General features: G+C 45.9%; 9 protein-coding genes. 5 read left to right on the top strand and 4 right to left on the bottom strand.

Features of this window, described 5'->3' with window-relative positions:
* Positions 1-150 precede the first annotated feature (150 nt).
* Entirely contained in the window at positions 151-978 is an 828-nt protein-coding gene (locus EWV68_RS11375; protein WP_353737394.1) for a DUF3370 domain-containing protein, read from the top strand.
* A 405-nt stretch (positions 979-1,383) separates the two neighbouring features.
* Here the strand turns inward: EWV68_RS11375 and glmU are convergent, their stop codons facing one another.
* Positions 1,384-2,736, bottom strand: coding sequence for a bifunctional UDP-N-acetylglucosamine diphosphorylase/glucosamine-1-phosphate N-acetyltransferase GlmU (gene glmU / locus EWV68_RS11380; RefSeq protein WP_061430395.1), 1,353 nt, complete (start codon positions 2,734-2,736; stop codon positions 1,384-1,386).
* A gap of 191 nt (positions 2,737-2,927) precedes the next feature.
* Between glmU and EWV68_RS11385 the strand changes: the two genes are divergently transcribed.
* The 4 genes from EWV68_RS11385 (at position 2,928) to EWV68_RS11400 (ending at position 6,820) form a co-directional block, all read left to right on the top strand.
* Positions 2,928-3,095 (top strand): hypothetical protein, encoded by a 168-nt coding sequence (locus EWV68_RS11385; protein ID WP_002801704.1) that lies wholly within the window; start codon positions 2,928-2,930, stop codon positions 3,093-3,095.
* A gap of 92 nt (positions 3,096-3,187) precedes the next feature.
* The gene (locus EWV68_RS11390) at positions 3,188-3,931 is read left to right on the top strand and encodes a DUF561 domain-containing protein (RefSeq protein WP_061430396.1); all 744 of its coding nucleotides are present in this window, start codon (positions 3,188-3,190) and stop codon (positions 3,929-3,931) included.
* Positions 3,932-4,348: 417 nt separating this feature from the next.
* Positions 4,349-5,608 carry a dihydrolipoamide acetyltransferase family protein gene (locus EWV68_RS11395; RefSeq protein ID WP_287169838.1) on the top strand — a complete coding sequence of 420 codons (1,260 nt, stop codon included), beginning with the start codon at positions 4,349-4,351 and terminating at the stop codon, positions 5,606-5,608.
* Positions 5,609-5,872: 264 nt separating this feature from the next.
* Positions 5,873-6,820, top strand: coding sequence for a PRC-barrel domain-containing protein (locus tag EWV68_RS11400; protein ID WP_061430398.1), 948 nt, complete (start codon positions 5,873-5,875; stop codon positions 6,818-6,820).
* 149 nt (positions 6,821-6,969) lie between these two features.
* Here the strand turns inward: EWV68_RS11400 and EWV68_RS11405 are convergent, their stop codons facing one another.
* The 3 genes from EWV68_RS11405 to EWV68_RS11415 form a co-directional block, all read right to left on the bottom strand.
* A complete protein-coding gene (locus tag EWV68_RS11405; protein WP_287169840.1) occupies positions 6,970-7,410 on the bottom strand; it encodes a DUF29 domain-containing protein in 441 nt (146 codons plus the stop codon).
* Positions 7,411-7,887: 477 nt separating this feature from the next.
* On the bottom strand, positions 7,888-8,184 hold the full coding sequence (locus tag EWV68_RS11410; protein ID WP_061430401.1) for a type II toxin-antitoxin system RelE/ParE family toxin: 297 nt from the start codon (positions 8,182-8,184) through the stop codon (positions 7,888-7,890).
* Complete coding sequence (locus tag EWV68_RS11415) at positions 8,181-8,405, bottom strand: addiction module protein (RefSeq protein WP_008199613.1); 225 nt, start codon at positions 8,403-8,405, stop codon at positions 8,181-8,183. Before EWV68_RS11415 ends, EWV68_RS11410 begins: the two co-directional genes overlap by 4 nt.
* Positions 8,406-9,036: the final 631 nt, after the last annotated feature.

Raw genomic sequence — 9,036 nt, forward strand, 5'->3', positions numbered from 1 at the left:
ATAAAACGGAGAGGCTATGGCTTTAGAAACTTTCGGAATTTTTGGGTTAGAAGTATGTTATCTTGGCATCTTGTATGTTGATTTAGCATAAAGGGTAACGAAGAGCCAGAATTTCCAGCAAGAATAGTCATTCCTGCTGGGGGAAGTCAAATGTTATTAAACCATCCTATACCAGTCAGAAATTTAGAAAAACCTGTCAATGGGAGATCCAGTTTTTTCCGATTAAATAGCAGTGGTAAAATTTATGCAGCGAGTTTAGCCATGTTTGCGAAAAAAAATGCTGATGGTAGCGAGCGCGCACCCACATTAAAAGAATGGCAAGACTTATTAAATAACGGTAACTTTGCAGGACCAAGAGATAAAACCCCCACACCCCCAGATGCAAAAGGAGGTCAATTAATTTACAGCAGAGTCGCAGGTATATCCGAAGGTGCAACATGGAAAGCAAACCTCACAGACAACACCAAAACCCAAACCCTGACTATTCCCGAACCAGGTAAAATTATTTCTTATCCCATAGCCACCTTACGGGGTGGAAGGTTAGGAACAGAACAAAGCCAAACCGCAAAAATGCTAGTGCGGTATCCTGATACTGCTTACGAAGCACATGGTAACTATGGGGTAGAATATCAACTCAACATACCTTTAACTAATAACACTAATAAAAATCAGACAGTTAGCATCACTTTAGAAACTCCATTAAAAGAAGATAGACTATCTGAAAAAGGAATTAAATTTAGAAAACCATCATTAGACTTTCCCTTTTTCCGTGGTACAGTGCGTTTAAAATATAGCGATGATCAAGGTAAACAACAAACCCGTTATGTACATTTATGGCATAGAACAGGGCAGGTTTTAGATCCTTTATTAAAACTAGATTTAAAACCAGGAACTCAAATAAAAGTACAATTAGATGTTATTTATCCACCTGATTCTACACCGCCGCAGGTGGTTACAATTAAGACTTTGGAAAATTAAAATAAATTGCAACAGACAAAAATCACTGACCGCCTTGTCTGTTACGGCGAACTGACAGGAGTTAATCTGAGAGGAAGCAAAAAAAAGGGCGTTGCTGAATCAAGGTATGAATGACAATCTTGCACCCATCCAAAAGTTAGTTTGGGTCTAGGTTTTAAAAATCCCACAAAAGAAGATTCATATCTCAAATCAGCAACGCCGGTTGAATGGTACTCAACCCCTCTTTCTTTCCCTCCCCGTTTATCTTGACTCTAATCTCGGAATTTAGCAACAGTTTTCTTAGCTTAAATCCCAGAATTAACCTAAGTAGTCGTGCAAAATTAATTTCTTGGTTAGGATAGGCAAAAGGCAAGAGGCAAAAGGCAAAAGCTTGATCGAAATGTGTAATTAATTTTGCTTAGGTACTTACTGAAACTGATCTGCCCAATTTTCGATCACACGCTGACTTTCGCGAGCAATAACTAAAGCATTATCGGGGACATTTTTAGTGATAGTTGAACCGGCAGCCACGGTGACATTTTTTCCTAATTTTAAAGGAGCCACTAAAACACTATTTGCCCCAGTTTTTGTGCCACTGCCGATCAGAGTTTGGTGTTTTTTCACGCCATCGTAATTAGCAGTAATTGTTCCCGCACCAACGTTCACTTTTTCCCCTAAAGTGGCATCTCCCAGATAGGATAAATGGGCAATATTGGTTTTATTGCCGATGCTACTTTTTTTAATTTCAACAAAATTACCGACTCGACAATTAGCCCCAATTTTCGCTTCTCCGCGCAAATGAGCGTAGGGACCGATGCGACAACCAGAATCCACCTGACTATCAGAAATAACCGAAAATAAGACCGTTACATCGCTGCCTATCCGACTATTTTCGATTAAACTCCCCGGACCGAGACGACAACCAGAAGCGATTATCGTCTCACCGCGCAGATGGGTTTGGGGTTCAATAATCACATCGGGACTGAGGGTGACAGTATCCTCAATGGTGACACTATCGGGGTCAATAATGGTGACTCCAGCGGCCATCCAATCATCTTTGACTCTAGTTTGTAGGATATCATAGGCGGCGGCCAATTGTTTGCGATCGTTAATGCCGCTAATTTCTAAACAATCCTCCACATCCACAGCCATAACGGGATCGAGAAAATTGACCACATCCGTGAGGTAATATTCACCTTGATCGTTATTGGGGGTTAAATTAGGCAGTATAGCCGCTAATTTTGACCAATTAAAGCAGTATATACCTCCATTAATCCGGTGGTTTTGTCGTTGGGCATCGGTACAGTCTCTTTCTTCCACAATCTGCTTAACGAGATTATTGCCATCACAAAAAACTCGACCGTAACCTTTCGGGTTTGGGAGGTTAGCAGTTAAGAGGGTGGCAGCGTTACCATGGTTTTTATGAATCTGGAGAAGATTTTGCAAGGTTTCGGGACGCAACAGGGGAACATCGCCATTTAAGACCAACAAATCCCCCTGAAAGTCCTCTAAATGGGGGATTAACTGCTGAATAGCATGGCCAGTGCCTAACTGTTCCTTTTGTTCGACAAATTCGATATCCTCAAGATGCTGTAGAGTATTTCGCACCTGTTCTCCCTGATAACCGATAATCACCAGTTTTCGCCGCGGATGTAAGGATTCGCTGACATTAAGGACCCGTTCCACCAGCGATCGACTGCCGAGGGGATGTAAAACTTTCGGAAGGCTGGACTTCATTCGGGTTCCCTTACCCGCCGCTAAAATTGCTACCGCTACCATGGTCATGCTTGCCAATATCGTTCGCGACTGAGTATATCGCACTCCGATCCCTTTGGTTGCAAGAATTTTTCCCCTCTTTCATCCTGTGCCAGTTGAGAAACTACCATAAAAAGGTTTTCTTTAAGACATTGTTAAGGTACTATATACAAATTGAAACAATTAAACATAATTAGCACTCTATAGATACCGCTATGACAACTGTACTAACTAAGGAATCCTCCGCCATGAAACAGATTCGCACCACCTACCAAGCTGACCAACAGGTGAAATACCTGCATCTAGAAGCGGAAATCGAGGTACTGCTGCAACAACTGCAAAACCTCAAGCGCAAAAACCAAGAGAATCAAAACCTAAATTAAAGAAAATTTCCCTAAGAATTCTCAAATCCCACCCTCTTACTAGCGAGAAGGTGGGAAAATGTTTTTTGAGAATTCCAGATAGGTGTAGATTAATGATCAATTTTACCTTACAGCAAGCCTTCGCCCGTCGTCATGCCCTGAAAGTGATCAGTGGGTTAAATAATTTCGATCGCTCGCAGGTTCTCTCAGTAGTTAAAGCCGCTACAGCCGGAGGAGCAACTTTTGTCGATATTGCCGCTAATGCTGACCTAATTCGGGCGGTAAAAGCCTTGACAAATTTACCCGTGTGTGTATCGGCCGTCGAGCCAGAATTGTTGCTGATGGCAGTGGCGGCCGGGGCCGATTTAATTGAGATCGGTAATTTCGATAGTTTTTATGCTCAAGGACGCATTTTTGAGGCGGCGGAAGTTTTAGCCCTAACCCGCCAAACTCGCGACTTACTGCCCGAAATTACCCTGTCTGTGACAGTTCCCCATCTGCTGCCCCTCGATGAACAGGTGAGACTAGCGGAAGCTTTAGTTAGTCAGGGTGCTGACATTATTCAAACCGAAGGCGGCACTAGCAGTCAACCCCGTCACGCCGGTATTTTGGGACTGATTGAAAAAGCTGCCCCGACTTTAGCGGCAGCCCACGCTATTTCCCATGCGGTTAAAGTTCCCGTCCTCTGCGCTTCCGGTTTATCGATTGTCACCGCTCCTATGGCGATCGCTGCTGGAGCGGCCGGTATCGGTGTTGGTTCGGCGATCAATCAATTGGATAATGAAGTGGCTATGGTGGCAGCTGTGCGCGGTTTAGTCGAATCTCTGCAAGCACAACCGGTCTATATTGGCAACTAGAACAATTTTTGTCTAGATACGACGGAGAAGGGGCTGTTTTCCCTTCTCTTTTTCCCTCTGTCACCAGTCATCAGTATTCGGGAGTCAGGAGTCAGGAGGCAGGAGATAGGGTGATAGGGTTTTGGGGTGATAGGGTGATGAGACAGCTTCCCTATTTCCCTATTTCCCTATTTCCCTATTTCCCCACTTCCCCACTTCCCCACTTCCCCACTTCCCCACACCCCACACCCCACACCCCACACCCCACACCCCACACCCCACACCCCACACCCCACTTCCCACTTCCCACTTCCCACTTCCCACTTCCCCACTTCCCCACACCCCACACCCCACTTCCCACTTCCCCACACCCCCAACCCCATCAACTGTGGTAAAATGCCCTATGGCTCAAAACATTAGAGATAGAAGCACTCCACCATGATTCGAGATATCTTCATGCCCGCGCTCAGTTCCACCATGACCGAAGGAAAAATAGTTTCTTGGGTGAAGTCCCCCGGGGAAAAAGTCAGCAAAGGGGAAACGGTGTTAGTGGTCGAATCCGACAAAGCCGACATGGACGTGGAATCGTTTTATGATGGCTATCTCGCTGTAATTTTAGTCGAAGCTGGCCAGGAAGCACCCGTGGGGGAAGCGATCGCCTATATCGCCGAAACCGAAGAGGAAATTGAACTGGCAAAAGCTCAGGGAAAAACCGCCGCAGTCGCCCCTAGCAAGCCCGTAGAGACCCCAGAAATCGCTCCGCCTCCCGTTTCGATCCCCGTCGCCGCCGTTAAAGAAAATGGCCGTTTAGTCGCCTCTCCCAGAGCCAAAAAACTGGCTAAAGAATTAAAGGTGGATCTGAAAACCCTAGTGGGTAGCGGTCCCCACGGACGAATTACCGCCGAAGACGTAGAAAAAGCGACAGGAAAAGTCAGCACCGCCCCCGCTCCCGTCATTACTCCCCCGCAACCCGTCAGCGTCCCTGTAGCGGCTCCTAAAGCCCCGATTCCGGCCAGCGCCCCGGTCGGTCGGACTGTTCCCCTCACCACTCTACAAAAAGCCGTCGCCCAGAATATGTCGGTTAGCCTACAGGTTCCCACCTTCCAAGTGGGCTACACTATCACCACCGACCCACTGGATCAACTCTATCAACAGCTAAAATCCAAGGGTGTCACCATGACGGCCCTGTTAGCAAAAGCGGTAGCCAACACCCTCGCTAAACATCCTATAGTTAATGCCAGCTATAGCGACGCAGGAATTCAATACCATGGGGCAATTAACGTGGCCGTAGCCGTAGCTATGCCCGATGGTGGCTTAATTACGCCGGTTTTGCGCTCTGCTAACCAGATGGATATCTATTCCCTCTCCCGCAGTTGGAAAGATTTAGTCGATCGCGCCCGCAGTAAACAACTGCAACCGGAAGAATACAATAGCGGTACTTTTACCATTTCTAATCTGGGAATGTTCGGAGTCGATCGCTTTACGGCTATCTTACCCCCCAACCAAGGTGCGATCCTAGCCGTGGGTGCTTCCCGTCCCCAAATCGTCGTCAATAAAGATGGTTTATTCGGAGTGCAAAAACAGATGACGGTTAATCTCACCAGTGACCACCGAGTCATCTACGGGGCCGATGCGGCCTCCTTCCTGCAAGACTTAGCGAAACTGATCGAAACTGAGGTGCAGTCTTTAACTATGTAATCAGAATCTAGACAGCAGGAGCCAAGGGAGTTTCTCTCTAGCTCCTGCTTTGTTGTTACTAAAAAAATGTAAAGAATTAGCTAAAATGGGTTTAACCCTATCTATCACCCGAAACTATCGCCCAAACAAGGCCAAAAAAAGTGTTAATCTCAGGGAACTTTAAGATCTAAGCCAATATCGGTAAATTAACCCTCGATCTCGCCCTATATATTAAGCCTACAATAACTCGTATTCCCACGACCTAACGCCTACCCATAGGAAAAAATGATCACAGAGAATAGTCGCTTACGTTCAGAATTTTTAAATACACAGGTTATCACTCGCAATACAGGCAAAAAACTCGGCGTTGTTAAAGATATCCTAGTAGATATCGATCAACGAGAAGTGGTTGCCCTGGGACTCCGCGATAATATCCTCTCCTTGTCGGGAATGCCTCAATATATGTATTTATCGAGCATCAGTCAGACAGGAGACGTGGTTCTCGTTGAAGATGATAACGTCTTGGAATCCGTCGATATCGATGCTTATACTCCCTTAATCGGTAGTGAAGTGATCACGGAAACCGGCGAACCTTTAGGCAAAGTCCGCGATTATCAATTTGATCCCCTTAGTGGTCAATTACATTCCATTGTCATCGCTTCCCTGGGATTGCCTCTTATCCCCGAACAATTGATCAGTACCTACGAAATTGCCATTGAAGAAGTGGTTAGCAGCGGTCCGAATCGCTTAATTGTCTTTGAAGGGGCCGAAGAACGTCTCACGCAGGTTAGTGTGGGGGTTTTGGAACGTTTGGGTATTGGTCGTCCCCCCTGGGAAAGAGAAGAGGAAGAAGCTTATTATACTCCCGCTGCTCGTCCGGAAAATCAGTTAGGTACGGGTATTCCCCTCCGCACTCCCGTTGAGGCCGCTAAACCCGTTGAAGAACGCTGGAGTGAAGACGAATGGGAAAAAGAACCCCTGCGCGCCACTCCCCCACCGCAAAAACGGGCCGAAGCTCGTTATTATGAGGAAGAATACGAGGAAGAAGAAGATAACTGGGGAGAAGCGCGCTCAGAACGCACAGAAAGCTTTTCTCGTCCTCAGTACGACGATTACGAGGATAAGGCCGAGGATGATATGTGGGATGATGACGTGGAACCGGATTACAATCCCCCCCGCGTCAATATCACCGAGAAGAAAAAAGAGAGAATCCCCGAATACGAAGACGGTTAATTCTTGATCATCCCCCTATCCATTAGCTACATCTTTCTTAACATAAAATTTGACAAAAAAAGAAAAGTGTGCTATGTGGCTCAAGGGGGTTCTCTGGGGGGACTAATTTGATCAGATAGTTTCCCAGTCTGGCTGATATTATTTAACCTTTAATCTGGGCTATCACTGGGCCACCAATCTTCGATCACCTGCGCGATAGTATAGGGACAAAACTCGGGAAAAATGCTGAGGACTAAACCTGTTTGTTTGGCGGCCTCTCGACGCGCTCTGGTATATTCCTTATCCAAAATTTGCGCGGGATAACCGCGTAAACTGGGACTATCCTCTAACTTACGACGAATTTGCGATCGCCCATCATTGATGGAATCCAGCCAACTATCGGAGCGCCGTTGGGGTTGATATTGCCACTTGAGCAGATGAAGCAAAATTCGCTCCATTTGAGAACCAATCGCACTGCGTTCACTTTTCCCCAAATCCTCGATTTCCTCGATTAAATGCTCCCAGTCAATGGCATCCCAGCGTTGTTCCCGCAAAAGTTGAGCCGTATCCCGGGCCCAGAGAATTAAATCGCAATCGTAGGTGGTTGGCATAACCGGTTCCCTGTTTTTCAAGCTTTTCGGGTGGGATTGTGGGGTTAATTCTGTTAGGTTAACGATCCGGCGTTTTCTTAATGATAACTGATTACCGTTCGCTTACAACCCCTTCCGCAGTTCTAGAGTTTCCCAAAACCAGAGACCTTGCACCTCACCATTAACAAAAATATAGGGCTACAACATATATACTCATTTGTCAATAGGTAGTAATATTTAATCTGCTTATATTTCGAGTTTTGACCTGAAAATGGGCGATCAATAGAGCAGCAATTATTTTAGGTTGGGTTGACCCAAGGAAACCCAACAAAGAGTAACCTTTGGGGTGGTTAGGTTTCGCTTTTTCAAGCGAATTGAGCTATTTTCGCCCCAGTATTGTTTCGATCAATCCAACCCACGAGGCGATGCGCTGTCGCTACGCAGTGCCTTTGGCATCGCACTAACCAATAACCTCAATGGTCCGGTGCATTGGGGTTGTTAGGTTCGCGATCGCCATGACTTTGGATCACGCCGACCTTGAAAAATCGCGGTCACAACGACCCGACTTGAAATCACTCGATAGTAGACAGCATATGGGAATCGTTTGATGACTGCTCGTCGAATGTCCAGATAAACGATTGCATAAGACTCTGGCATCATGCCGATCTGATTGAGTAAGTCATCTACACAATCAATAAATTCATCACCCAAACCAGCTTGTTGACTCTCATACCAATCATAGGCATCCCTGAGGTCGTCACGGACTTCTGGACGAAATACCAGTACATACTTCATGCTTGCTTTCTGACTGATGCTTTCATCTCTTCCCAGGTGAGGACGTTATCGGGATCATTATTATGACCCTCAATCCGCTGATCGAGTTCGTGTTTTTGCGCCTCGGTTAAATCAGGATACACCTGTTCCACTGCAATACTGTCCCAAATCGCTTGAACCAGAAGGATTCTATCCTCAACACTTAAAGTTGTAATTTCATTTAGTGTAGCCGCGATATCCATACAGACAAGCTCCCGATTCAGATTGAGCGAGTAGTTCTAACAAGTTGTCATGGGTTCGGACTTGAAGCGTTAGTTTAGGCATACATAGTGATGACTCAAATACTAAGCGGCCTAACTATATATTATAGGTCAACTTTCTGCATAACACTCTCCAGAGTAACGATATGGGTCAACTTTCTGTATATCACCCGTTCTTATACAACATATATACTAATTTGTCAATAGGTAGTAATATTTAATCTGCTTATACTTCGAGTTTTGGTCTGAAAATGGGCGATCAATAGAGCAGCAATTATTGTAGTTGGGTTGACCCAAGGAAACCCAACAAAGAGTAGCCTTTGGGGTGGTTGGGTTTCGCTTTTTCAAGCGAATTGAGCTATTTTCGCCCCAGTCTTGTTTCGCTCAACCCAACCCACGAGGAAGTTGCATTAGGGAACGCACCCTACAAGATTGCGCTCTGCTACGCAGTGCCTTTGGCATCGCACTATCGTACCCCGAATGAGGTATTCTATCCCACATTCCGCACCCTCAACTGTCACATAAGCTGTCCCCCTCCAGAGACTTGAGTAAAAATACTTAGCTGGTGAAGGTTTTCTCGGTGGCCGTTAGGGGGAGCTTGAGACCCCTAATT

The sequence above is a fragment of the Microcystis sp. M_QC_C_20170808_M9Col genome, from assembly GCF_007095495.1.
GTDB lineage: Bacteria > Cyanobacteriota > Cyanobacteriia > Cyanobacteriales > Microcystaceae > Microcystis > Microcystis aeruginosa.

Excerpts from the sequence above, each read along its gene's own strand:
- EWV68_RS11375 (WP_353737394.1), top strand. The coding sequence starts at position 151 with ATGTTATTAAACCATCCTATACCAGTCAGAAATTTAGAAAAACCTGTC.
- glmU (WP_061430395.1), bottom strand. The coding sequence starts at position 2,736 with ATGGTAGCGGTAGCAATTTTAGCGGCGGGTAAGGGAACCCGAATGAAG.
- EWV68_RS11385 (WP_002801704.1), top strand. The coding sequence starts at position 2,928 with ATGACAACTGTACTAACTAAGGAATCCTCCGCCATGAAACAGATTCGC.
- EWV68_RS11390 (WP_061430396.1), top strand. The coding sequence starts at position 3,188 with ATGATCAATTTTACCTTACAGCAAGCCTTCGCCCGTCGTCATGCCCTG.
- EWV68_RS11395 (WP_287169838.1), top strand. The coding sequence starts at position 4,349 with ATGATTCGAGATATCTTCATGCCCGCGCTCAGTTCCACCATGACCGAA.
- EWV68_RS11400 (WP_061430398.1), top strand. The coding sequence starts at position 5,873 with ATGATCACAGAGAATAGTCGCTTACGTTCAGAATTTTTAAATACACAG.
- EWV68_RS11405 (WP_287169840.1), bottom strand. The coding sequence starts at position 7,410 with ATGCCAACCACCTACGATTGCGATTTAATTCTCTGGGCCCGGGATACG.
- EWV68_RS11410 (WP_061430401.1), bottom strand. The coding sequence starts at position 8,184 with ATGAAGTATGTACTGGTATTTCGTCCAGAAGTCCGTGACGACCTCAGG.
- EWV68_RS11415 (WP_008199613.1), bottom strand. The coding sequence starts at position 8,405 with ATGGATATCGCGGCTACACTAAATGAAATTACAACTTTAAGTGTTGAG.